The sequence below is a fragment of the Falsochrobactrum shanghaiense genome (assembly GCF_003149535.1).
Lineage (GTDB): Bacteria > Pseudomonadota > Alphaproteobacteria > Rhizobiales > Rhizobiaceae > Brucella > Brucella shanghaiense.
In genome coordinates this window covers 222,422-244,957 of record NZ_QGDB01000001.1, presented here as the reverse complement: position 1 = coordinate 244,957, position 22,536 = coordinate 222,422, and the positions used below count along the sequence as shown (strand labels likewise).

Sequence of the window (22,536 nt, the reverse complement as noted above, 5' to 3'; positions counted from 1 at the left end):
GCGATTCCAGAGTAGAAGCTTTCGCAGATACTCCTGCAATGATGAGGCGGCAGAATGGATCAGGCGCTTTACGGCTCTGGCGCGGTTTCGCGACCGTTTGAAGTAACCCATCGCATGGTGATGATGATCGCCGTGCCGATGACGCTTGCCGCCGTGACCACGCCGCTGCTTGGCCTTGTCGATATGGGCGTGGTCGGCCAGATGGGGCAGGCCGAACTGATCGGCGGGCTTGCGATCGGTGCGCTGGTCTTCGACTTTCTTCTGACCATGTTCAGCTTCCTGCGTTCCGGCACCACCGGTCTTGTCGCGCAGGCGGTCGGTGCGGAAGATCCTGCCGAAGAACAGGCGATATTCTGGCGCGCCATCATCATTGCTGTTCTTGCCGGCTGTGCGATGATCCTGTGCCTGCCGCTTATCCTGTCCATTGCCTCGGACTTTATCCATCCCACGCCTGCCACGCAGGAAGCGATGGTAACCTATGTTTCCATCCGTATGCTGTCGGCGCCGGTCGCGCTCATCAATTATTCCGTTCTCGGCCTGCTTCTGGGGCGCGGGCAGGGCATGCTCGGCCTTAGTCTTCAGGTGCTTCTCAACGGCATCAATATCGTGCTTTGCATCATACTGGGGCTTGAACTTGGCTGGGGCGTGGCAGGCGTCGCATGGGCCACCGTGACGGGCGAGACGGTCGCAGCCATTGTCGGGCTTTCGCTTGTCGTGAGGCATTTCTACAAGGTGGCAGGCCGTCACCCCGACCGCACGCGCATTTTTCACAAGGCAGGCATCTTGCGCATGATCGCGCTCAATCGCGACATCATGATCCGCTCGATCCTGCTTCTGACGGCCTTTGCCTTCTTCACCCGCGCCGGGTCCGATCTTGGCCCGGTGACGCTGGCGGCAAATGCGGTTTTGCTGAATTTCTTCCTCGTCTGCGGCTTTTTTCTTGATGGTATGGCCGCAGCCGTCGAGCAGATCATAGGCCGCTCCATCGGCGCGCGCTACAGCCCCGCCTTCGTGCGCGGGGCAAGGCTCACCTTCGTCTGGGGACTGGTGATGGCCGGCATCGTTGCGCTGCTTTTGCTGGTGTTTGGCGATGCGATCATCGGCCTGCTTTCCAAAGCGGAAGATGTGCGCATCGAAGCCGTCAAATATCTGCCATGGGCGGCGCTCACAGGAATAACCGGCCTGCTGGCCTTCCATATGGATGGGGTCTATATCGGCGCCACCTGGTCGCGCGACATGCGCAACATGATGTTTTTGTCGCTCGTCTTCTTTCTGGCCGTTCTTTATGCGGTAAAGCCCGTGATGGGCAATCACGGGCTTTGGCTGGCGCTCAATCTTTTTCTGTCGATCCGTGGCTTCACGCTTCTGGCAATATTGCCGCGCCGCTATCGTGCAGAATTCCGCTCCTGATCACTCCGGCAGGCGGCGCGCGGCCCAGTCCTTGGTGTCGCGGTCGCGCAGGGCTGCGATATTCTCGACGCCCTCGCGTTTGACCGCATCCGACAATCCGCGCAGGATTTCGCACGCCAGACCCGGCCCGCGATAGATCATGCCGGTATAAAGCTGCACCAGATCGGCACCCGCCCTGATCTTGGCCAGCGCGGTATCGGCGCTGTCGATGCCGCCCACGCCGATCAGCGGCATGGCGGGGCCGACGCGTTCGCGCATACGCGCGAGAATGATGGTCGAGCGCTCGAAAAGCGGCGCGCCCGAAAGCCCGCCGGTTTCATCTCGGTTTTCGGCGCTTTTCAGGCCGGTGCGCGCCAGCGTCGTATTGGAGACGATGATGCCGTCAAGCTTCTGCGCGAGGGCTTCTGCGGCAATATCGTCAAGTTCCTCATCCGCGAGATCGGGCGCGATCTTGAGGAAGACCGGGCGCTTCAGCGTGCATTTGCTGCCTTCCTCATTGCGCGCTTCCAGCACGCGGGCGAGAAGCTCATGCAGGATCTCGCGCGATTGCAGATTGCGCAGCCCCGGCGTATTGGGCGAGGAAATATTGACGGTGAAATAGCGCGCCAATTGATAAAAGCGGCGGATACCGGCCACATAATCGGCGACGCGATCTTCGGCATCCTTGTTTGCGCCGATATTGACGCCGACAATGCCGCTCTTGCCTGCGCGTCTGGACAGGCGTTCGAAAACGGCATCATGGCCTTCATTGTTGAAGCCAAGCCGATTGATGACGGCGTCATCTTCGGTCAGGCGGAAAATGCGCGGGCGCGGATTGCCGCTTTGCGGGCGCGGCGTGATGGTGCCGATTTCGGTGAAGCCGAAACCCAGCCGCAAAAGCGCATCGGGCACTTGCGCGTTTTTGTCGTAACCCGCTGCCATTCCGAGCGGATTGGGAAATTGCAGCCCCGCGACCTTGAGCGCGAGCGCGGGATCATTGGGCTTGCGGCAGGTGACGATGCCGCTTTTAAGACCCGCGATGGAAAGGCCGTGCGCCTGCTCCGCATCGAGCGAGAATAAGGCCCGCCGCCCGAAAGTTTCAAAAAGCCCGCTCATTTGTCCTCAAGCTCCGGAAAAACATGGAGACCGTTTTCATCGAGCGGCAAAGGCTCGACCTTGGCAACTGCCTTCATTGGCAGTTTTGCATAAAGATGCGGAAAAAGCGCCCCGCCGCGTGAGACTTCATATCGCAATTGGCTGCCGAGCGCATCCGCATCGACGCTGACAAGAAGCAGGCCGGTCTGGCGCGCAAAATGCTTTGCAGCGGTTTCGCGCACCTGCTCTCTGGTGGAAAGATGGATATAGCCATCGGCAATATCAACCGGCGCACCGTCGAACGTGCCTGTCTTTTCCGCTTGCGCCCAGAGATCGCGGGGGACGATCTTGTAGATGGTCGTTTTGCTCATTGCTGCTCTCTAGACTGAATTTCTTCAGAAATCAAAGCATGGAGTGTTCGTTTTTGCGCATAGCTGCCCTATGATGGGAGTGCAAATGAGGAGATGGAACCATGTCCGGTAAAATTGCGCCGCTTGCCGGCGCGCTGGCGGCAATTTCCCTGCTCGGCACCGGCCTTGCGCCAGGCAGCGCGCAAGCGCAGGAAACGGGCCGTTATCGCCTTGAAAAGACTCAAACCGGCTATGTCCGGCTTGATACGCGCACTGGCGCGCTTTCGGTGTGCACCGAGCAGCAGGCGCAGCTTGTGTGCAAGATGGCGACGGAAGACCGCGAGGCCTATGAGAATGATATTTCTGACTTGCAGGATCGCGTAAAGCAACTTGAGAACAAGGTTGCAGCGCTGGAAAAAGCCGGTGCGCCTGCCGCATCCGCCCTGCCGTCGGAGGATGAATTTGAGAAATCCATGAGCTATATGGAGCGTTTCATGCGCCGTTTCATGGATATTGCCCGCAGTTTCGACCGGGAAGCGGAAGAGCCGCAACCTGATCCCGCTCCGGGCCGCACCTGATGCGACGCTCTTTATAGGCAGGTGAGGGGGGCTGCCGGGGATGCAGGGCTGGGGGATTATCGGCGCGGCTTTTCTGTATCTGCTGCTGCTTTTTGCGGTGGCGAGCATCGGCGACCGCCGCGCGGCGCGCTGGAGCAACGCGCCTCGACCTTATATTTACGCACTCAGCCTTGCCGTCTATTGCACGTCGTGGACCTTCTTCGGCTCGGTCGGCCTGTCCGCCCAGCGCGGGCTTGAATTTCTCGGCATCTATATCGGCCCGATTCTCGTCTTCACGCTCGGCAATCGCCTGCTGCGTCATATCGTGCGGCTTGCCAAAGCCGAACATATCACCTCGATCGCCGATTTTCTCGCCGCCCGCTATGGCAAGAGTTTCGGCGTGGCCTCGCTTGCCACCTGTATCGCGGTCGTCGGCTCGATCCCCTATATCTCGCTGCAACTCAAAGCGGTTTCGGGCAGCGTCGGTCTCGTCATGGACCATTATGGCGCATCGCTCGATCCCTCGATTTTCCTCTTTGAGGATATTTCTCTGCCAGTGGCGTGCGTGCTTGCTCTTTTCGCCATTTTGTTCGGCACGCGCCACACCGACGCCACCGAACACCAGAACGGCCTTATCCTTGCTGTCGGGCTGGAATCGGTCATCAAACTTTGCGCTTTTCTGGCGGTCGGCTTTGCCTGCACTTTTTACCTCTTCGGCACGCCTGTGCAATTGATCGCGCAGCTCTCGCAATCGCCCGCCGTGCTTGCAGCCTTCCACTACGAAACCTCGACCGGCACATGGATCGTGCATACGGCGCTCAGTGCCGCCGCCATCATCATGCTGCCGCGCCAGTTTCATGTAACTGTGGTCGAAAACCGCAGCGAAAAGGAACTGCGCACCGCCTCATGGCTGTTTCCGCTTTACCTGATCCTCATCAATATCTTTGTTTTTCCAATCGCGCTGATCGGGGTCATGACGCTCGGCGGCAGCGTCAACGCCGATCTTTACGTGCTGGCCCTGCCGCTCTCGGTCGATGCCCATTGGCTGGCCCTGATTGCTTTTCTGGGTGGGCTGTCGGCTGCGACCGCGATGGTGATCGTCGCCTGCGTGGCCTTGTCGATCATGATTTCCAATCACCTGCTCCTGCCGCTCATCATCCGGCAACTGGCGATACGCCATCCCAGCCCGCAGCGCGATCTCACCAGAATCATCCTCAATACCCGGCGAATAACCATCATCGCCATTCTCGCGGTGGCATTCGCCTATTACCGCATGACGTCGAACAATATTCATCTCGCATCCATCGGTCTGGTGTCCTTTGCGGCGATTGCGCAGTTCGTACCGGCCTTTCTGGGAGGGTTGTTCTGGCGCAACGCCAACGGACGCGGCGCGATACTGGGCTTGTCTGCCGGGTTTCTCATATGGGCCTATACGCTGCTTTTGCCGACCGTTGCCCCCGACGATGCCGCCATCCTGCGTGACGGGCTTCTCGGCTTCAAGGCATTGCGGCCTGAAGCGCTTTTCGGCACCGACGCGCTGCCGCTGACCAATGGCGTGATATGGAGCCTTGCGATCAATACGCTGTTTTACGTATTGGGCTCGCTCTCGCGCGCCTCGACGCCGCTTGAGCGCATTCAGGCCAGCATTTTCCTGCCGCGTTATTTTATTGCCGCCCCGGCTCTCAAGCGTTTTCGCACGACGGTCACGGTCGGCGAACTTCGCGACACGCTGGCGCGTTATCTGGGTGCGCAACGCGTTGAACGCGCGCTTTTGCGTTTTGAAGATCGCGAGCAGCGCAAGCTGGAACCGGGCGCCACCGTCGATACGCCGCTTGTTCGTTATGCGGAACAATTGCTCGGAACCGCGGTCGGCTCCTCTTCGGCGCGGCTCGTCTTGTCGCTGCTGTTGCAGCGCAATGATGCCTCCGCGCGCGGTGCACGGCAATTGCTTGATGACGCCTCCGTCGCGCTGCAACAAAACCGCGACCTGTTGCAGATCGCGCTCGACCAGATGGATCAGGGCATTACCGTGCTCGACAAGGATCTGCGCCTTACCTGCTGGAACCATCAGTTCCGCGCATTGCTGAATCTTCCCGATGAGGTAACGCAGGTGGGGATGCCTATTTCGGAAGTGTTCGAGCATCTGGCCGCGCGCGGCGAGCTTGCGCAGGCGCATAATATCGCCATCCATTCGGTCGGGACGATCCGCGAACCATGGCGGATGACGCTCAGATCGAGCGGCAGGATATTGGAGATCAACTCGAACCCGATGCCCGATGGCGGGATGGTCACGGCCTATAGCGATATTACAGCAAAGGTCGAGGCGGATATTATGCGCCAGAAAGAGGCCGAAGTGCTGGAGCAGCGCGTGGCCGACCGCACGGCTGAACTCACGCGCGTCAATCAGAAACTTGCCAGGGCGCAGATTGCCGCTGAAGAAGCCAGTCTTGGCAAGACGCGGTTTCTGGCGGCGGCGGGGCACGATATTCTGCAACCGCTCAATGCCGCGCGCCTCTACAGCACCGCTCTGGCCGAGCAGCTTGAAGGTTCGCAGACGAGCGATCTTGCGCGCAATATAGATTCCTCCCTTGAAGCGGTGGAAGCGATTCTGGGCATCGTGCTCGATATATCGCGCCTTGATACCGGCGCGCTCAAACCGGAAATCTCCGTCTTCCGCCTCGATCACCTTCTCAGGCAGATCGCGACCGATTTCACGCCGCTTGCCCGCAAGAAGGGCCTGAGACTGCGTGTCGTTCCCTCAAGCGTCGTGGTGAAAACCGACCGCAACATGCTGCGGCGTCTTGTTCAGAATCTGGTGTCCAATTCGATCAAATACAGCCGTGAAGGCAGCGTCCTTCTGGGGGTGCGGCGCCGGGGCGCATGCGTCGAACTGCAAGTGCTCGATACGGGCATAGGCATCGCAGCGGAAAAACTCAAACTGGTGTTTCGCGAATTCACGCGCCTTGATGAAGGCGTGCGCGAGGCCGAAGGTCTGGGACTGGGCCTTTCCATCGTGGATCGCATCGCGCGGGTTCTCGGTCTGCCGCTGACATTGTCGTCGACGCCGGGCAAGGGCAGCCTTTTCACGCTTGGCATCCCCGTCAGCCATGCCCTGGTGCCTGTGCAAACCGTCAGGAACCCGCAAGCGCTGCATGCCGCAACTGAACTGACCGGGCTTGAAGTCCTGTGCATCGACAATGACCAGATGATTCTTGCCGGCATGGATAGGCTGCTGACGGGCTGGGGCTGCAAGGTTGCGGCAATTGCCGACGGGGCGGGGCTGAAGGATTTCTGCGCAGGCAGCGGAGCACAGCCTGACATCATTATCGCCGATTATCATCTCATCAATGAAAACGGGCTGGATATGATCGGCTTTGCGCGTGAATACTTCGCAGCCGAAATTCCCGCCATTCTCCTGACGGCAGATCGCTCCAAGGAAGTGCGCCAGCGCGCGGACGAAGAGAACGTAACCGTCCTGCACAAGCCCTTGCGCCCGGCAGCGCTGCGCACGCTGCTGTCGCAGATTTATTACCGGCAGGAGCGGCTCTAACCCGTGACCGCCGTCAGGGCCTCGTTGCCAATGCGTGAGAAGAGAATGACGGCCTGCGTGCGGCTGTCGACGCCGAGCTTTTGCAGGACGGCGGAGACATGCGCCTTCACGGTCGCCTCGGATACTTTCAGCTCATAGGCAATCTGCTTGTTGAGAAGCCCGTCGGCAAGCATGGTCAGCACACGGCTCTGCTGCGGCGTAAGGGTTCTGATCCGCGCGATCAGCGCTTCGATTTCCGGGTCGCTTTCCTGCGCGGGATCGATGCCGGACGGGGTCCATATATCGCCTGCAAGCACCGCATCGACCGCTTCGCCGATGGTTTCCATGCTGGCGGATTTGGAAATAAAGCCCGACGCGCCAAGCTTGATCGCCTGGCGGATCGTCGCGGTATCATCGGTCGCGGAAACGATGATCGTCGGAAGTGCGGGTTGCAGCGCCTTTATGGCAACAAGTCCGGACAGGCCCGCGCCGCCGGGCATGGTCAGGTCGAGAAGCAGCAGATCGAGATCGTCGCGTTCGCTCACCAGCTTTTTCACCGCGTCGAAATCCCCGGCCTCGATGATTTCCGCGGCGTTCCCCTTGATGGAAAGAACCTGCCGCAATGCCCCCCTGAACAGCGGATGATCATCAGCTATGACGAAACGCATTTTCCTCCTGCGCCATCTGCGTGGCGATCCACTTCCATATCAATTCTACCGTTCTATGCTGATTTTCGCTACGGGAAAACAAAAATTGCGCCTCAGGCACTTGCCATCATGCGCTTTGCCGCCATCTGGCCGCATTATGTGGTAGATATATTGGGTTAACACAACAACGGCTCCCCGCTAAAGAGAGCAAAAGGCAGTTCATGACGCGCAACACGCTTTATCCGGAAACCCAACCCTTCAAGGAGGAGATGCTTCAGGTCTCTGCGCTGCATCACATCTATGTCGAGCAGTGCGGAAATCCGGACGGCAAGCCGGTCATCATGATTCATGGCGGTCCCGGCGGCGGCATTACGCCCGCCATGCGCCGCCTGCACGATCCCGAGCTCTATCGCATCATCCTGTTCGATCAGCGCGGCTGTGGCCGTTCGACGCCGCACGCCGAACTGCGCGAGAACACCACCTGGGATCTGGTTGCCGACATCGAGCACATCCGCGCGCATCTGGGTATCGACAAGTGGCAGGTCTTCGGCGGCTCATGGGGATCGACTTTGGGACTTGCCTATGCGCAGACCCACCCCGAACGGGTTGCGGAACTGGTCTTGCGCGGCATTTTCATGATCCGCCGTTTCGAGGTGGACTGGATGTATTCCAACGGCGCCAGCATCATCTTCCCCGATCATTTCGAAGCCTATCAGGAGCATATTCCCGAAGACGAGCGCGGCGACATGATCGCCGCCTATTACAAGCGCCTGACCGACCCCGATCCGCAGGTCCAGCTTGAAGCGGCCCGCCGCTGGGCGCGCTGGGAAGGCTCGGTGCTGTCGATCGAGCCCGATCCGGCGCGCGTCGATGCCTTTGGCGAAGATCTTTATGCCGTGGCTTTCGCGCGTATCGAATGCCACTATTTCCAGAATCGCGGCTTTCTGGAAAGCGACGACCAGCTTCTGCGCAATGTCGAACGCATAAGGCAGATTCCCGGCGTGATCGTGCATGGCCGCTACGATATGTGCACGCCCTTCATCAATGCATGGCAATTGAAGAAGATGTGGCCGGAAGCCGATCTGAGAATCGTCGAAGATGGCGGCCATGCCGTGACCGAACCGGGCATTACGCACGAGCTGATCGAGGCGACCAGACGCTTCGCGGCCTGATCTTTCAGCTTTATTCCGATCGAACCGATAAAATGCACCGATTAATGGTGCATTTTTCTTCATTCATCTTTTCTTTGATTGTTTTCGCCTACAAACTGTAAGTGGCCGGTTGCGATCAATGCCGATTGTGATTGTCCATTATTGGAACTTCATTTGGCGAACCTTGAACCAGAGCGGAGACGGCCCGGTTTGGCGTTCGTGTTCGAGAGGGATACAGGTTTATGTTGAAAGAATTCAGAGAATTCGCCCTGAAGGGCAATATGGTCGATCTGGCAATCGGTGTCATCATTGGCGGTGCCTTTGGCGGCCTCGTCAACTCCATCGTCAATGACATCATCATGCCGATCATCGGCTTGATCACCGGCGGCATCGATTTCTCCAATATGTTCATTCAGCTTGCGGGCGCGCCGCAATCCACGCTGGCTGCCGCGCGCGATGCCGGTGCGACGCTTGCCTATGGCAATTTCATCACCCTTCTCATCAACTTCCTCATCATCGCCTGGGTCCTGTTTCTCGTGGTCAAGGCCATGAACCGGATGAAGAAGAAGGAAGAGGCAAAGCCCGCTCCGGAAGCGCCACGCGAGGAAGTCCTGCTCACCGAAATCCGCGATCTTCTGGCACAGAAGAAAGTCTGATTTCCTCGACCTCATTCGGGGCCCCGTCTCGCCGGGGCCCCGTTTTGCCTGATCCATCACCAGAACTGATCGGATCATCACAAAATGCCGCGTGATTTCGCGATAGCGCCTTGCTAAGCAATCTGCATCATCGGACCTTGCAGGGACAGAAAATGACGCTTATTGCCAGACTACGCCATGAAGCCGCCCATTCACCCGAAAGCGGCATTGTCGCCGTCGCCAATCATGGCCGGGGAAAAGAGGGCCTCATTCCCCTCTGGGTCGGCGAAGGCGATCTGCCGACTCCTCAATTCATCCGCGACGCAGCCCAGAAGGGCATTTCCGACGGCGAGACATTCTATACATGGCAGGCCGGGATTCCGGTGCTGCGCGAAGCGCTCGCCCGCTATCATGCCCGCCATTTTCCCCTGCCCCTCGGACCGGAAAATTTCTATGTCACCGGCTCGGGAATGCATGCCATTGAAATGGCGCTGAAGGCGACGACGGGCGCAGGCGAAGAAGCGATCTATCTTTCGCCCGCATGGCCGAATTTCGTCGGTGCGGCGGGTCTTGCAGGGGCCATTCCGGTTCCGGTGAACCTTGAATTCGGCGCAAATGGCTGGGCGCTCGATCTGGAAAAACTCGTGGCGGCCATCACGCCGCGCACCCGCGCGCTGTTTATAAATACGCCTTCCAACCCGACCGGATGGACCGCGGACCGCGAGACATTGCGCTTCATCCTTGATCTGGCGCGGGAAAAGGGCATCTGGATCATCGCCGACGAGATCTATACCCATTTTTACTATGGCGGCGGTCGTGCGCCCTCCTTCATGGACATCATGGAGCCGGACGACCACGTAATCTTCGTCAATTCCTTTTCCAAGAACTGGGCCATGACCGGCTGGCGCGTCGGCTGGATGACGGTGCATCCGTCGCTGGGGCCGGTGGTCGAAAACATGATCCAGTATTCCAATTCCGGCGTGGCGCAATTCATGCAGCGCGGAGCGGTCGCAGCTCTCGATGAGGGCGATGATTTTGTCGCCATGCAGGTTGCCCGCGCCCATGCCACGCGCGACCGGCTATGCGCGACCTTGCAGGACACCGGAAAAGTGCGCCTGACGCCGCCGCAGGGTGCATTCTATCTGTTTTTCGGCGTCGAAGGCGTGACGAATTCCGTCCGTGCTGCCATCGACATGATCGACAATGCCAATGTGGGTCTTGCGCCCGGCAGCGCCTTCGGGGCAGGGGGCGAGGGCTATTTCCGCCTGTGCTTCGGGCGTGATCCGCAACAGATCGACGAAGCCGCCGCAAGGCTGGTCGCATGGATCGATAAAGGAAAAGGCCGGTGAAAACCGGCCTTTTCTTTTTATTATATTACGCGTTTTAACCGCCTGCCTTGGAAACCATCAGCGCAATGATGCGGTCGGAATTGGCGGCCTTCGGAGCTTCCGGCTCGGCGAAGGGAATGCCCAGCTCGTTCCACACTTCAAGCAATGCGTCCTTCAGCCCGTCGATCAGCGCATCATCATGCAGCGGCGACGGCGTGATGCGCAGGCGCTCGGTGCCGCGCGGCACGGTCGGGTAGTTGATCGGCTGGATATAGATCCCATGCACGTTCAAAAGGCGGTCGCTGGCCTTCTTGCACAGTTCCGGATCGCCGACCAGAATAGGCACGATATGCGTTTGCGACGCCATGACGGGAAGACCGGCTGCCGCAAGCACATCTTTCGCGCGCTGCGACTGGCGCTGCTGCCCGTCACGCTCGGCCTGCGAGACTTTCAGATGACGGATTGCAGCCGTCGCCGAAGCTGCGACCGCAGGCGGCAGTGAAGTCGTGAAGATGAAGCCCGGCGCATAGGAACGCACGGCATCGATGATGGCGCGCGATCCGGTAATATAGCCGCCCAGCGCACCGAATGCCTTGGCCAGCGTGCCCTCGATAATATCGATGCGATGCGCAAGGCCGTCGCGTTCGGTAATGCCGCCGCCGCGCGGGCCGTACATGCCGACCGCATGGACCTCGTCAATATAGGTCATGGCGTTGTACTTCTCGGCAAGATCGGCAATCTGTTCGATTGGCGCAATGTCGCCATCCATCGAATAGACGGATTCGAAAACGATCAGCTTGGCGCGCGAATGGTCTGCGGATTTGAGCAATTGCTCCAGATGCTCGACGTCATTGTGACGGAAAATCTTCTTCTCCGCGCCGGAACGGCGCACGCCCTCGATCATCGAGGCATGGTTGAGTTCGTCGGAAAGGATGAGGCAATCGGGCAGTAGCCGTCCGATGGTCGAGATCGAGGCTTCATTGGAGACGAAGCCCGATGTGAAGACCAGCCCGGCTTCCTTGCCATGCAGATCGGCCAGTTCGGCTTCCAACTCCACCAGAGGATGGTTGTTGCCCGAAATATTGCGCGTGCCGCCAGCGCCCGAACCATTGGCCTGCGCCGTCTCGCACATGGCATTGATGACATCGCAATGGTGTCCCATGCCCAGATAGTCGTTCGAGCACCAGACGGTGATTTCACGGGCCGCGCCATTCTCACGCCAGATCGCGCGGGGAAAACGCCCGACGATGCGCTCGAGATTGGCAAAAACGCGATAACGCTTCTCGGCGTGTAGCTGATCGATCGCTTCTTCGAAAAAACGGCGATAGTCCATTATGCGCTCCTTGTCATTGTTCTAGTAGCGCTTTTGGTTTCGTGCGTCCATGGCGCAATTGTGGGCAATTTGCCACGCTTTGAAGGGTATGCATTGTTTAAGATCAATGACGTAGCATATTTCAGCGCGTCATCAGCCGCAGGATGAATTTGGGTGCGAGATCGCGGCGGCGCACATAAATGCGCGGCATGCCGAACGGGTCGTCGCTGGCCCGCGCCCGTGCGCGCACGGTGGTCGTCGCGGTTTCAAAACCGGCCTCGCGGCACATGGCGCGATGCACGGCCAGATTGCCGCCATAAGGATAGGCGAAATTATCGACCGGCGCACCAAGCATATCTTCCAGCATGGTTTTCGACAGCGCGATCTGCCGCTGTGCTTCTTCGTCCGGCGTCTTTTCCAGATTGACGTGATCGAGCGTATGCGCGCCGACCTCATGGCCCAGCGCCGCCCATTCGCGCATTTGCGCCACCGTCATGCAGGGCGAGACCGGTACGCCCACGCCCTTGTCCCAGATATTGCTGCCGCCAATCTGGTTTGCGACAAAATAATTGGTCGCCGTAAAGCCATGATCGGCAAGAACGGGAAGGGCGTTCTCATAAACATTGAGAAAGCCGTCATCGAATGTAATGACGGCCACCTTGCCGTTCTTTTCGCCGCGAATATAAGGCATGGCATCGCGCAGCGAGAGGCCCTGATAGCCGAGCCGCTTGAGCCATCTCATCTGGGCGCGGAACTTGTCGGGATGCACCCATAATCCGCGAAAGGGAATCTTCTTGTGCGGCAGCGGCGCGATCTGGTGGTATAAAAGAACAGGGACGGCCATGGGCTTCACCTTTTCGTCCTGCTGGAAAAGCGGCGAATGCGCATGCGATAGATCGGGCGCATGATTTCGCGATGTAATTTATCGATGAAAGATTTTCTGAGCTGAACCGTCGTGCCGCCCAGCCGCGCGGAAATTTCGCGCACGCCGCCCGGCAGCACGCTGAGCGGTTGCAGCCCCGTCATCCAGCGCATCTGAATGGTGGTGTCGACGGGACGGTCGAACTGGCGGGTGACCTCCAGAAGTTTTTTCGCCGCATCATGGCTGACAAGTTGCGCCACCATGCCCAGCCCGATCGGATCGGGGATGATGATCCGCACCTTGCCGCTGCGAAAGACTTCGCGACCCTGTTCCCGGTCCTCGCGAAAGGCAAAGCGGATGAAGCCGCCGGGTTCCAGATGATCGAGCGCGGCCCGCAAGGCGCTTTCAAACACCTCGGTCAGCTCAATATCATCTTCGATGACGAAGCCCGCATCGAGCTTCTGGTCGATAATGGCCTGCCATGCCTTGCGATGCGATAAAAAGCAGGCGATCTCGTTGCGGCTGAGCCTGAACGGATAATGCGGCGCATGCAGGTGCCGCTTATAGACCTGTGCGATGGCTGAATCGGAAAGGGTGCGGCTGTCGACTGCGTCGATGACCTCAGCCTTTAGCGGCAGTTTGCGGATGAGCTTTTCCACCTGCGACGCGCGTTCGCTCGCCCGGGCCAGATGAATGATGAAGGCTTTGACGTTCATGGGAACCGGGCGCAAAGGATTGAAGATATGCCGTAATGGTTCCCTATATCTGCTATGTACCGGCTTTCTGCAACCCGAACTTATTTGGGCGTTATTTTAGAACCTGCAATCTGCCTTCTTCCATCCTCGCTTCGATCCACTGGCGCTCTGCGGCCCAGTCATGGCGCTTCCAGCCTTCCCAACTGAAGCCGCATATTTTCACCTGCCAGTCGGGCAGGGAATATTTGCCCAGAACCAGCCAGATGCCGAAGAAGCCGGTGCTGGGAAAGACCTCCTTCATGCGTTCGCGCTCGATGCCCAGTTCCTTGCAGACGTCAAAATAGAACTGTGAGGGCATGATGCGGATTTTCTTGCCCGCCTGCCCGAAATAATCGATGGCCTGCATGGTCCAGTCGGCACGCCGTCCCTTGAGGCGTGAGAGCAAATTGGGGTGATGATGGAAGCGCCGGATGATGCTGGGATGGAATGCAAACAGGATTTCCGGCGTATTGCGCACGATCCGGGAATTCACAAAAGCCGGGTCGCTGATCCATTGCTGCATCTGCTTGCTGGATGTGGCAAGCATGAGCATATCCGTCTTGCTGCCGCTCATGCCGATGGAGACGCGTGGCTCATTGAAGCGCAGCACGAGATCGGCGGCATCGATTTCTTCGGAAAGATCACGCTCCAGCGGGCCGTTTCCAACGATGATGAAGGTCTTTTTCATATAGCCGGTTTTGTCTTTTCTAAATTAGCGAATCAGAAAAACGTAAAACGAGGCCATTCTAAGAAAAAATGCCACCCCTTTTACGGGTGGCATTTTTTGTAATCGATTTTTTTTGAAACGTAACGATGAATCGCCGGATCAGATGTCGCCCGGATGCTTGAAGCGAATATGAATATCGTCGCCTGCCAGATCGAAACCGGCATAATTGCGCTGGAAGGCGATGAGCGCATCATTCACGCCCTTGGAATAATCGTCGTCCTGCACATCGATATGATGCCGGTAGATGATCCGGTCGCCTTTGTAGAATATGACCTGTCCGTCCATGATGTCCTCCTCTGACAGCGTTTCAGGCAGTATAGGGATGGAGATAAGGGAGGCGCGGGGGATTTCAACCTTGCGTCCTCGCGCAAATATACGCCATTTTCCCCAGCGGCGGCTAATTTGCATAACTGATATGCATTATTGACCCTTGTTTGCAGGGCAGGCCGTGGCTACATAGCAGTCATTGAGTTCACTCCTCCTCCCAGAACTCAATACGGATACGGCACTCCTCCTCCTAAGCCGTATTCAAGATCAGGCCGCGCATCCTCCTCCCGCGCGGCCTTTTTCTTTTTCAGCTTCATGTTTCCCCAAGTCCATTTCATAGGCCGATTCTGTAGGCAAATCGCGGCATCTGCGCTATGTCTTTGTTCTCAGGCAGGAGAGCGGCATGACCAGCGGGATTCACCACCTCACCCTCATCACCCATAAGGTACAGGCCAACGTCGATTTCTACGCGGGCTTTCTTGGTCTGCGCATCGTCAAGCAGACGGGCGGCTTCGAGGATGCGCAGCAGCTTCACATTTTTTATGGCGACCGCACCGGCACGCCCGGTTCGCTGGTTACATTTCTGGTATGGGAAGACGGCGCGAAGGGGCGGGTCGGTCACGGGCAGGTAAGCGAGATTGCCTTTGCCGTGGATCGCACATCCATCGGCTTCTGGCTGGAGCGCGCCTTGCGCCACCAGATCGCTTCCGAAGGCCCGGTGCAGGAATTTGGCGAGCCGGTGCTGCGCCTGCGCGATCCCGACGGCGTGATCGTCAAGCTGGTGGGTTGCGATCTTGATGCAAACGACCTCTGGCAGCCTGCCGATATTCCAGCCGAACATGCGGTGCGGCGGCTGCGCGCTGCCACCCTACTTTCCGAGACGCCCGAACAGACGGCGGATTTCATCGGGCGCTATTTCGGCTTCACGCCCAAAGCGCGGGAAGGGGCGATCAACCGCCTGCTCTCGCAGGCGGGCGATGCCGTCGACGTGCGTGACGCAACCGGCTTCTGGCCCGGCATACCCGGCACGGGCACATTCGATCACGTCGCCTTTCGCGCCAGCGACAATGAAGCGGTCATGGCGGCGGAAAAGGCATTTTCCGCGCTCAATTCCAGCGAAACAAATCTGCATGATCGCAAATATTTCACATCGCTCTATGTTCGCGAACCGGGCGGCATCCTGTTTGAACTGGCGACGGATGCTCCCGGCTTCACCATTGACGAACCGGTCGAGGCGCTGGGGCGGACACTCTTCGTGCCGCCCGGCAATGAAGATGAGGAAGCCGCCATTCGCCTCCGCTTGCCGCAATTCGCACTGCCCGGCGAAGAGCGTGTGATCTATCGCGATCTGCCTTTCGTGCATCGCATGTACCAGCCTGAAAATCCCGATGGCTCGACGCTGGTGCTGCTGCATGGAAGCGGCGGCAATGAAAGCGATCTTATGCCCTTGGCAGGCATGGTTGCGCCGCGCGCAACGCTTCTGGGCTTGCGTGGCCGCAGCACCGAAGAGGGCATACAGCGCTGGTTCCGCCGCTTTTCCATGAATGATTTCGATCAGGCGGATATTGCCTTTGAAGCCGATGCCCTCGAGGCTTTCATCGAAGGCGCAATAGTCGCCTACGGCCTCGATCCTGAACGCATGGTCTTTCTGGGCTATTCCAACGGGGCGAACCTGCTTGCAGCCTTCCTGCGGCTGCACCCGCATATCGTGCGCAAGGCGATTTTGCTGCGCGGCATAGAGGTGCTGGAAAATCCGCCCGAGGCCGATTTATCCGATGCATCGGTGCTGCTGCTCAGCGGTGCGAACGATCTTTTTGGTGGATTGTCGGCGCCGCTGGAAAGCTCTCTTCGGCAGGGCGGGGCCGATCTGGATGCACGCCGTCTGCCTGCGGGACACCTGATCGGCGATGAAGATATGCGCGCCGCCCGCGATTGGGTGCAGGAAAAGCTCCCTAAGTGAAAATGTGTAACCGGGAAGCCGCAATGCTGCATCTTTCTGTGTTCATCGGCCAATCGGGCTTGGATTTCCCGGCGATGTGCTGATTATATTGCGCTATCGAGGGCCTATTGCCTTTGTTTGCCTGTTGGGAGAACCCACGTCGTGCGCAGCCCCATTCGCCGCCCCATACGGTGCATCGTCCCCGCATTGCTTATGGCGGTGTTCCTGCTTGCCGGTTGCGCAAACAGGCTTGATGGCGTGCTCATGCCGCTCGGCGCAACCACTCCCGAGGCATCGATAGTCGATTTGCTGGTGGCGACCACCCGCAGGCCCTCCGGCAATCCCGCCACGCTTTTTTCAGGCGAACGCGACAGCGACACGAGCCTGACCGATATTGCGGTTTCGATCCCGCCGGACAGGAACCGCAAGGTGGGCGAGGTGCAATGGCCCAAAAAGCTTCCGCCCGATCCGATGAAGGACTTCACCACCGTCAGCGTGACTCCCATCGATGGCGAGACAGGCGCGCGCAAATGGCTCGATGAGCATCTGACCAGGACGCGCCGCGTCATGGTCTTCGTGCATGGCTTCAACAATACATACGAAGACTCGGTCTATCGTTTTGCGCAGATCGTGCATGATTCGGGTGCGGACGTTGCGCCGATCATCTTCACATGGCCGTCGCGCGCCAGCATTTTCGATTATAATTACGACAAGGAAAGCACGAACTATTCGCGCGATGCGCTGGAAACCATGCTGCGCCGCATCGCTTCCGATCCGCGGGTCAAGGACATCACCGTCATGGCCCATTCGATGGGAAGCTGGCTGACGGTGGAGGCACTGCGCCAGATGGCGATCCGCAACGGGCGCGTCAACCCCAAGATCACCGACGTCATTCTGGCTTCGCCTGATCTGGATGTCGACGTGTTCAGCAAGCAATTCAAGGCCATGGGCAAGGACCATCCGCGCTTTACGCTGTTTACGTCGCGCGATGACCGTGCGCTCAGCCTTTCGCGCCGCATCTCCGGCAATATCGACCGTCTCGGCCAGATCGACCCTTCGGTCGAGCCCTATCGTTCCGAACTGGAAAAAGCCGGTATCACGGTCATTGACCTGACGCAGCTTAAAGCCGGTGATAGACTCAACCACAATAAATTTGCTGCCAGCCCCGAAGTGGTGCAACTGATCGGAACGCGCCTCGTCGCAGGCCAGACCATCACCGATTCTGAAATCGGGCTGGGTGACAGGCTCGGCGCGGTCGCGCTTGGAACGGCGCAAGGGGTCGGCACGGCGGCATCATTGGTGGTCAGCACGCCGATTGCGGTTTTCGATCCCAATACCCGCAAGACCTATCAGCAGCAGATCGACCGTTTTGGCCGCGCTGTCGGCAATACGGTCGGCGCGCCGTAATTAACGGGCGTAAGAGTATTGTCATAATTTATGGGAGCCTGTAGGACAGCCCCTGATCTGGCTTGAGCGACAAGAAAGCCGGGCAGGGGAGGGCCGCATGCAGATCATCCATACCATCGACGAATTGCGTCAGGCCTTAGCCGCCCGGCGCAGTGCTGGCCATAGGATCGGTTTCGTGCCGACCATGGGCTATCTGCATGAGGGGCATCTGGAACTGGTCCGGCACGCGCGCGAGCAAAATGACGTGACGGTCGTGTCGATCTTCGTCAATCCGCTGCAATTTGGCGCCAATGAGGACCTCGATAAATATCCGCGCAATCTGGAGCGCGACGCAGCCTTGCTGCGCGAGGCGGGCGTTGATTATCTTTTTGCGCCGTCCGTTGCGGATATGTATCCGCGCCCGATGCTCACGGTTGTGGATGTGCCGGCCCTTGGCAATCAGATGGAGGGCGAAGCGCGTCCGGGCCATTTTGCCGGTGTTGCGACCGTCGTCACCAAATTGTTCAATATTGTCGGGCCGGACCGCGCCTATTTTGGCGAAAAGGATTTCCAGCAACTGGTCATCATTCGCCGCATGGTCGAGGATATGGCCATGCCGGTACGGGTCGTGGGCGTCGAAACCATGCGCGAGCAAGATGGTCTCGCCTGTTCCTCGCGCAATGTCTATCTGACACCTGAGCAGCGCGCCGCAGCACGTATCGTGCCAAGGGCGCTCGATGAGGCGGAACGGCTTTACCGCTCCGGCATGGATGATCCGCAGGCGCTTGAAGCCGCCATCCGCGCCTTTATTCAGACGGAGCCGCTGGCTGTGCCGGAAGTGGTGGCATTGCGCGATCCGCAAACACTGGAGCGCCTGACGAATCTTCAGGGAAAGCCGGTTCTCGTCGCGCTTTTCGTGCGGTTTGGTGCGACGCGGCTTCTCGATAATCGGGTGATTGCGCCGATAGCGCATCCCAACGCAAAAAAGGGCTGCATGAAATGAGTGCGACCATCAGAAAGAAGCGTCTTTCTCCCAAGGCGATTGAAGCGATGAAGGGCGAGCGCCCGATTGCAAGCCTCACCGCCTATACGACGCCGATCGCGCGTTTGCTCGATCCGCATTGCGATCTTCTGCTGGTTGGCGACTCGCTCGGCATGGTGCTTTACGGCATGGATTCCACGCTGGGCGTCACGCTCGATATGATGATCGCGCACGGACAGGCGGTCATGCGCGGCGCGGAAAATGCCTGCGTGATCGTGGATCTGCCCTTCGGCTCCTATCAGGAATCGAAAGAACAGGCTTTCCGCAATGGAGCGCGCATCATGCAGGAAACCGGCTGCGATGGCGTCAAGCTCGAAGGCGGTGAGGAAATGGCCGAAACAGTCGAATTCCTCGTCAGGCGCGGCATCCCGGTTTTCGGCCATGTCGGGCTGATGCCGCAACAGGTCAATACGGTCGGCGGTTTCCGGACATTGGGACGCGGGGATGAAGAGGCAGATCGCATCCGTCGCGACGCACAGGCCATCGCGAATGCCGGTGCCTTTGCCGTGGTGATCGAAGGCACCGTCGAACCTCTGGCGCGCGAGATTACCGCCGCTTTGGCAATTCCGACCATCGGCATTGGCGCATCGGCTGCTTGCGACGGGCAGATCCTCGTCTGCGACGACATGCTGGGCATATTCGAGGATTTCACGCCGCGCTTCGTCAAGCGCTTTGCGACCCTCGCGCCGCAGATTTCCGATGCAGCCAAAACCTATGCGCAGGAAGTAAAGGCCCGGAGCTTTCCGGGGCCGGAGCATGTCATGGGAGCCAAGCCCCGTTCGTAACAGCAAAAAGGGAGGCCGATGCCTCCCTTTATTTATTCATTCATTGGCCGGGCTTATTTTTCGACAAAAGCCTTTTCGATCACATAGTGACCGGCAGAACTCTGGCTGCCTTCCTCAAAGCCGCGTTCTTCCAGAATCTGCTTGGTTTCCGCCAGCATATCCGGGCTTCCGCACAGCATCATGCGGTCGTCTTCATGATTGAATTCGGGTATTCCGACATCCTTGAAAAGCTGCCCCGAACGGATGAGGTCGGTCAGGCGACCGCGATTGCGGTAAGGCTCGCGCGTGACGGTCGGATAATAGATGAGCTGCTTCTTCACCATTTCGCCGAGGAATTCATCCTGCGGCAATTCGGTGGAGATGAAATCCGTATAGGCAAGTTCAGCAACCTGACGCACGCCATGCACGAGAATGATCTTCTCGAAACGCTCATAGGCTTCCAGATCGCGGATGATCGACAGGAAGGGCGCAAGCCCGGTGCCGGTCGACAGCAGCCACAGATTCTTGCCGGGCTTGAGATTGTCATAGAGCAGCGTGCCGACCGGCTTCTTGCTCATGATGATCTGGTCGCCTTTCTTGAGGTGCTGAAGCTTGGAGGTCAGCGGGCCGTTGGGCACTTTGATCGAGAAGAATTCCAGTCCGTCTTCGTAAAGGCTCGATGCAATCGAGTAAGCGCGTGTCAGCGGCTTTCCGTTCACTTCCAGCCCCATCATGATGAACTGCCCGCTCTGGAAGCGAAAGCCCGGATCGCGCGTGGTGCGGAAGGAAAACAGCGTATCGGTCCAGTGATGGATGTCGGTGACGGTTTCCTGAAGAAAATTGCTGCTCATTTTGGAACTGTCTCTGTTTCGCTTTTTCACGGCTGCGCGCAACATAGGCTATTGCGCAACGAACTGCTTTGATCGCAATCAAGTGGATTGCCGAATGGATTACATGGGAGCGGCGCGCATTCGACCGCCATGCATATCGGGAACGCCTGCGGATGCGTGGTTGGCCGGATGGCTGAAGAAACCCGTCAGACAATCCGATCGATGATTACGGCCAACGAGATAATGATTATATTTCAACACATCAAGCCCCTATCCGGCATAGCTGGTGTGCAATTAAAATGAATTTGGTTGCACCAGCAAGGAACCGCTTTCTAATTCGCCGCAGCGTGAGGGTAGATTTTCCCGTTCGGCGTCTCAGCTTCTGCGCACAAGGGCGATGGCCGAGAGCAGCGCCAGTGCCGACATGAGGGCAAAGCTGCAAAACAGCCAAAGGGCTGCATTGGAAGCGCCCGCAACGCCGCCCGGATGGCTCAGCCCCGCCAGATTTGCGGCCATGCCCGCAAGGGCTGCACCCTGCGCGGTGGTGAAAAGCTGCACCATGGTGATCGATGCGGAAGCAAGATTCTGGTCTTCAGGCTCCGCGCGCTTGAAAATACGGGTGAGAAGATGCGGCCATGTCATGCCCACACCAAGCCCCACGACCGCCATGGCAAGGCAGATCGGCAGCAGGTCCTGCCACTGGCCGGTGCTGCCGGGCGGAACCAGAATGGCCAGCACGCCCATGCCCGCAATTCCCATGACGGGTGCGGCAAGGATGATGCGGTCGGCGCGCCTGCCCATAAGTCCCGATGAGCCGATGGAACCAAATGTCCAGCTCGCGCCCATGATGGCGGCAAGATAGCCTGCGACAAGCGGCGACTGGCCATGCAGCACCTGAAAGAACAGCGGCACGAAAACTTCCGAACTGGTGACGGAAGCGCTCAGCAAGCCCATGGTCAGATAAAGCGCGCCGAGCCGGTGCAGCCGGAATGAACCTTTGGGCATGATGCGCTTGGCCGAGCGCCGCTCGACGCGCACAAGCAGGACCAGCATGGCGAGTGCTGCTGCAACGCCCGCAACATTGAGGATGCCTTGCGTTGAGATGCTTGCAGCCGAAACCGCCAGCACCGATCCCGTCAGCAGCAGAAGCTGCCGCCATGCCAGGCGGTCGGTGCTGCCTGCGCCCGGTGCGCGAAGCGGCAGGATCGCCGTTGCCAGCAGCGCGAACAGGCCGATCACCGGCACCAGCGACCAGAAGGCCGCACGCCACACGCCCAGCTCCGCGAAAATGCCGCCCACGGCGGGGCCGACGAGCGTGGCCACGCCCCACATGCCCGAGACCAGCGCAATGGCGCGCGGCCATAGCCTTTCATCGAAGACGATGCGGATCATGGCATAAGAAAGCGCAAGCATCATGCCGCCGCCCAGCCCCTGCACGACGCGTCCGGCCAGCATGGCCGGCATGGAGGGCGCAAAGCCACAGGCAAGCGTCCCGGCTGCGAATATGGCTGCCGCCAGCAGATAGGCATGGCGCGGCCCCGTGCGCGAGAGAAGATTGGGCACCAGAGCGGAGCCCAATATCGAGGCGGTCACGAACAGCGCCGTGTTCCATGCATAATAATCCATGCCGCCAATATCGCGCACCACGGTCGGCAGGATCGTCGTCGCGATGAAGACATTGATCGCATGCAGTGCAACGCCGCCAACCAGCGTCAGCGCGCGTATAGCGTTCCTGCCTGCAAACAGTTCGCCCCAGCCTGCCGTGCCCCCGGTGGATGCCCCGGTGGATACATTGCTGGCCGGTTTCTGCTCCTGCATCTGTCTGTTCCTTTGTATCGCGCCGGGGCGCGCCGCCTTCACATTGCCCTGCAAAGCCCTATATGGGGCAATAAGGCGGATACGCTTTGTAGAAAAATTTGTCCAATTGCGTGTGACGGATTTGTGTTTCTGTCACAAGCTTCCTATAAGCCTGTCTCAACAGCAGCTTTTAAA

20 protein-coding genes are annotated in these 22,536 nt (G+C 58.8%); 10 read left to right on the top strand and 10 right to left on the bottom strand.

What is annotated here, in order from left to right:
* Positions 1 to 54 precede the first annotated feature (54 nt).
* Complete coding sequence (locus DKP76_RS01200; RefSeq protein WP_109704603.1) at positions 55 to 1,410, top strand: MATE family efflux transporter; 1,356 nt, start codon at positions 55 to 57, stop codon at positions 1,408 to 1,410.
* Here the strand turns inward: DKP76_RS01200 and DKP76_RS01195 are convergent, their stop codons facing one another.
* Together DKP76_RS01195 and DKP76_RS01190 are read right to left on the bottom strand one after the other, a co-directional pair.
* The gene (locus DKP76_RS01195) at positions 1,411 to 2,505 is read right to left on the bottom strand and encodes a quinone-dependent dihydroorotate dehydrogenase (RefSeq protein ID WP_109704602.1); all 1,095 of its coding nucleotides are present in this window, start codon (positions 2,503 to 2,505) and stop codon (positions 1,411 to 1,413) included.
* Complete coding sequence (locus tag DKP76_RS01190; RefSeq protein ID WP_109704601.1) at positions 2,502 to 2,855, bottom strand: DUF952 domain-containing protein; 354 nt, start codon at positions 2,853 to 2,855, stop codon at positions 2,502 to 2,504. Before DKP76_RS01190 ends, DKP76_RS01195 begins: the two co-directional genes overlap by 4 nt.
* A gap of 101 nt (positions 2,856 to 2,956) precedes the next feature.
* Here DKP76_RS01190 and DKP76_RS01185 point away from each other — a divergent pair, with 101 nt between their 5' ends.
* Together DKP76_RS01185 and DKP76_RS01180 are read left to right on the top strand one after the other, a co-directional pair.
* Positions 2,957 to 3,412 carry a hypothetical protein gene (locus DKP76_RS01185; RefSeq protein ID WP_109704600.1) on the top strand — a complete coding sequence of 152 codons (456 nt, stop codon included), beginning with the start codon at positions 2,957 to 2,959 and terminating at the stop codon, positions 3,410 to 3,412.
* A gap of 40 nt (positions 3,413 to 3,452) precedes the next feature.
* A complete protein-coding gene (locus DKP76_RS01180) occupies positions 3,453 to 6,941 on the top strand; it encodes a PAS domain-containing hybrid sensor histidine kinase/response regulator (RefSeq protein ID WP_109704599.1) in 3,489 nt (1,162 codons plus the stop codon).
* Here the strand turns inward: DKP76_RS01180 and DKP76_RS01175 are convergent.
* A complete protein-coding gene (locus DKP76_RS01175; RefSeq protein WP_109704598.1) occupies positions 6,938 to 7,588 on the bottom strand; it encodes a response regulator transcription factor in 651 nt (216 codons plus the stop codon). The two genes, DKP76_RS01180 and DKP76_RS01175, sit on opposite strands and share 4 nt — an antisense overlap.
* Before the next feature lie 200 nt (positions 7,589 to 7,788).
* On the opposite strand from DKP76_RS01175, the gene pip reads away from it, so the two are divergent.
* From pip to DKP76_RS01160, 3 genes are all read left to right on the top strand, one after another.
* Entirely contained in the window at positions 7,789 to 8,739 is a 951-nt protein-coding gene (pip, locus tag DKP76_RS01170; protein ID WP_109704597.1) for a prolyl aminopeptidase, read from the top strand.
* Positions 8,740 to 8,960: 221 nt separating this feature from the next.
* Positions 8,961 to 9,374 carry a large conductance mechanosensitive channel protein MscL gene (mscL, locus tag DKP76_RS01165; protein WP_109704596.1) on the top strand — a complete coding sequence of 138 codons (414 nt, stop codon included), beginning with the start codon at positions 8,961 to 8,963 and terminating at the stop codon, positions 9,372 to 9,374.
* A gap of 152 nt (positions 9,375 to 9,526) precedes the next feature.
* On the top strand, positions 9,527 to 10,702 hold the full coding sequence (locus DKP76_RS01160) for a pyridoxal phosphate-dependent aminotransferase (RefSeq protein ID WP_109704595.1): 1,176 nt from the start codon (positions 9,527 to 9,529) through the stop codon (positions 10,700 to 10,702).
* 34 nt (positions 10,703 to 10,736) lie between these two features.
* On the opposite strand, the gene hemA is transcribed toward DKP76_RS01160, so the two are convergent.
* The 5 genes from hemA to DKP76_RS01135 form a co-directional block, all read right to left on the bottom strand.
* Positions 10,737 to 12,014, bottom strand: coding sequence for a 5-aminolevulinate synthase (gene hemA, locus DKP76_RS01155; RefSeq protein WP_109704594.1), 1,278 nt, complete (start codon positions 12,012 to 12,014; stop codon positions 10,737 to 10,739).
* Between the two features lie 121 nt (positions 12,015 to 12,135).
* Positions 12,136 to 12,837 carry a polysaccharide deacetylase family protein gene (locus DKP76_RS01150; protein WP_109704593.1) on the bottom strand — a complete coding sequence of 234 codons (702 nt, stop codon included), beginning with the start codon at positions 12,835 to 12,837 and terminating at the stop codon, positions 12,136 to 12,138.
* 5 nt (positions 12,838 to 12,842) lie between these two features.
* The gene (locus tag DKP76_RS01145) at positions 12,843 to 13,571 is read right to left on the bottom strand and encodes a glycosyltransferase family 25 protein (RefSeq protein ID WP_109704592.1); all 729 of its coding nucleotides are present in this window, start codon (positions 13,569 to 13,571) and stop codon (positions 12,843 to 12,845) included.
* Positions 13,572 to 13,662: 91 nt separating this feature from the next.
* Positions 13,663 to 14,277 carry a glycosyltransferase family 29 protein gene (locus tag DKP76_RS01140; protein WP_109704591.1) on the bottom strand — a complete coding sequence of 205 codons (615 nt, stop codon included), beginning with the start codon at positions 14,275 to 14,277 and terminating at the stop codon, positions 13,663 to 13,665.
* Between the two features lie 138 nt (positions 14,278 to 14,415).
* Complete coding sequence (locus DKP76_RS01135; protein ID WP_109705118.1) at positions 14,416 to 14,601, bottom strand: hypothetical protein; 186 nt, start codon at positions 14,599 to 14,601, stop codon at positions 14,416 to 14,418.
* A 385-nt stretch (positions 14,602 to 14,986) separates the two neighbouring features.
* Between DKP76_RS01135 and DKP76_RS01130 the strand changes: the two genes are divergently transcribed.
* The 4 genes from DKP76_RS01130 to panB all read left to right on the top strand — a co-directional run bounded on the left by DKP76_RS01130 (position 14,987) and on the right by panB (position 19,735).
* Positions 14,987 to 16,543 carry a VOC family protein gene (locus tag DKP76_RS01130; protein ID WP_109704590.1) on the top strand — a complete coding sequence of 519 codons (1,557 nt, stop codon included), beginning with the start codon at positions 14,987 to 14,989 and terminating at the stop codon, positions 16,541 to 16,543.
* 192 nt (positions 16,544 to 16,735) lie between these two features.
* The gene (locus tag DKP76_RS01125) at positions 16,736 to 17,929 is read left to right on the top strand and encodes an alpha/beta hydrolase (protein ID WP_109704589.1); all 1,194 of its coding nucleotides are present in this window, start codon (positions 16,736 to 16,738) and stop codon (positions 17,927 to 17,929) included.
* 97 nt (positions 17,930 to 18,026) lie between these two features.
* On the top strand, positions 18,027 to 18,911 hold the full coding sequence (gene panC, locus DKP76_RS01120) for a pantoate--beta-alanine ligase (RefSeq protein ID WP_109704588.1): 885 nt from the start codon (positions 18,027 to 18,029) through the stop codon (positions 18,909 to 18,911).
* On the top strand, positions 18,908 to 19,735 hold the full coding sequence (panB, locus tag DKP76_RS01115) for a 3-methyl-2-oxobutanoate hydroxymethyltransferase (RefSeq protein ID WP_109704587.1): 828 nt from the start codon (positions 18,908 to 18,910) through the stop codon (positions 19,733 to 19,735). The genes panC and panB overlap by 4 nt, the downstream gene beginning before the upstream one ends.
* 53 nt (positions 19,736 to 19,788) lie before the next feature.
* On the opposite strand, the gene DKP76_RS01110 is transcribed toward panB, so the two are convergent.
* Complete coding sequence (locus tag DKP76_RS01110; RefSeq protein WP_109704586.1) at positions 19,789 to 20,565, bottom strand: ferredoxin--NADP reductase; 777 nt, start codon at positions 20,563 to 20,565, stop codon at positions 19,789 to 19,791.
* Positions 20,566 to 20,919: 354 nt separating this feature from the next.
* A complete protein-coding gene (locus DKP76_RS01105) occupies positions 20,920 to 22,362 on the bottom strand; it encodes an MFS transporter (protein ID WP_109704585.1) in 1,443 nt (480 codons plus the stop codon).
* Positions 22,363 to 22,536: the final 174 nt, after the last annotated feature.

Coding starts and splice junctions, on each gene's coding strand:
- DKP76_RS01200 (WP_109704603.1), top strand. CDS start 55: ATGGATCAGGCGCTTTACGGCTCTGGCGCGGTTTCGCGACCGTTTGAA.
- DKP76_RS01195 (WP_109704602.1), bottom strand. CDS start 2,505: ATGAGCGGGCTTTTTGAAACTTTCGGGCGGCGGGCCTTATTCTCGCTC.
- DKP76_RS01190 (WP_109704601.1), bottom strand. CDS start 2,855: ATGAGCAAAACGACCATCTACAAGATCGTCCCCCGCGATCTCTGGGCG.
- DKP76_RS01185 (WP_109704600.1), top strand. CDS start 2,957: ATGTCCGGTAAAATTGCGCCGCTTGCCGGCGCGCTGGCGGCAATTTCC.
- DKP76_RS01180 (WP_109704599.1), top strand. CDS start 3,453: ATGCAGGGCTGGGGGATTATCGGCGCGGCTTTTCTGTATCTGCTGCTG.
- DKP76_RS01175 (WP_109704598.1), bottom strand. CDS start 7,588: ATGCGTTTCGTCATAGCTGATGATCATCCGCTGTTCAGGGGGGCATTG.
- pip (WP_109704597.1), top strand. CDS start 7,789: ATGACGCGCAACACGCTTTATCCGGAAACCCAACCCTTCAAGGAGGAG.
- mscL (WP_109704596.1), top strand. CDS start 8,961: ATGTTGAAAGAATTCAGAGAATTCGCCCTGAAGGGCAATATGGTCGAT.
- DKP76_RS01160 (WP_109704595.1), top strand. CDS start 9,527: ATGACGCTTATTGCCAGACTACGCCATGAAGCCGCCCATTCACCCGAA.
- hemA (WP_109704594.1), bottom strand. CDS start 12,014: ATGGACTATCGCCGTTTTTTCGAAGAAGCGATCGATCAGCTACACGCC.
- DKP76_RS01150 (WP_109704593.1), bottom strand. CDS start 12,837: ATGGCCGTCCCTGTTCTTTTATACCACCAGATCGCGCCGCTGCCGCAC.
- DKP76_RS01145 (WP_109704592.1), bottom strand. CDS start 13,571: ATGAACGTCAAAGCCTTCATCATTCATCTGGCCCGGGCGAGCGAACGC.
- DKP76_RS01140 (WP_109704591.1), bottom strand. CDS start 14,277: ATGAAAAAGACCTTCATCATCGTTGGAAACGGCCCGCTGGAGCGTGAT.
- DKP76_RS01135 (WP_109705118.1), bottom strand. CDS start 14,601: ATGGACGGACAGGTCATATTCTACAAAGGCGACCGGATCATCTACCGG.
- DKP76_RS01130 (WP_109704590.1), top strand. CDS start 14,987: ATGACCAGCGGGATTCACCACCTCACCCTCATCACCCATAAGGTACAG.
- DKP76_RS01125 (WP_109704589.1), top strand. CDS start 16,736: ATGGCGGTGTTCCTGCTTGCCGGTTGCGCAAACAGGCTTGATGGCGTG.
- panC (WP_109704588.1), top strand. CDS start 18,027: ATGCAGATCATCCATACCATCGACGAATTGCGTCAGGCCTTAGCCGCC.
- panB (WP_109704587.1), top strand. CDS start 18,908: ATGAGTGCGACCATCAGAAAGAAGCGTCTTTCTCCCAAGGCGATTGAA.
- DKP76_RS01110 (WP_109704586.1), bottom strand. CDS start 20,565: ATGAGCAGCAATTTTCTTCAGGAAACCGTCACCGACATCCATCACTGG.
- DKP76_RS01105 (WP_109704585.1), bottom strand. CDS start 22,362: ATGCAGGAGCAGAAACCGGCCAGCAATGTATCCACCGGGGCATCCACC.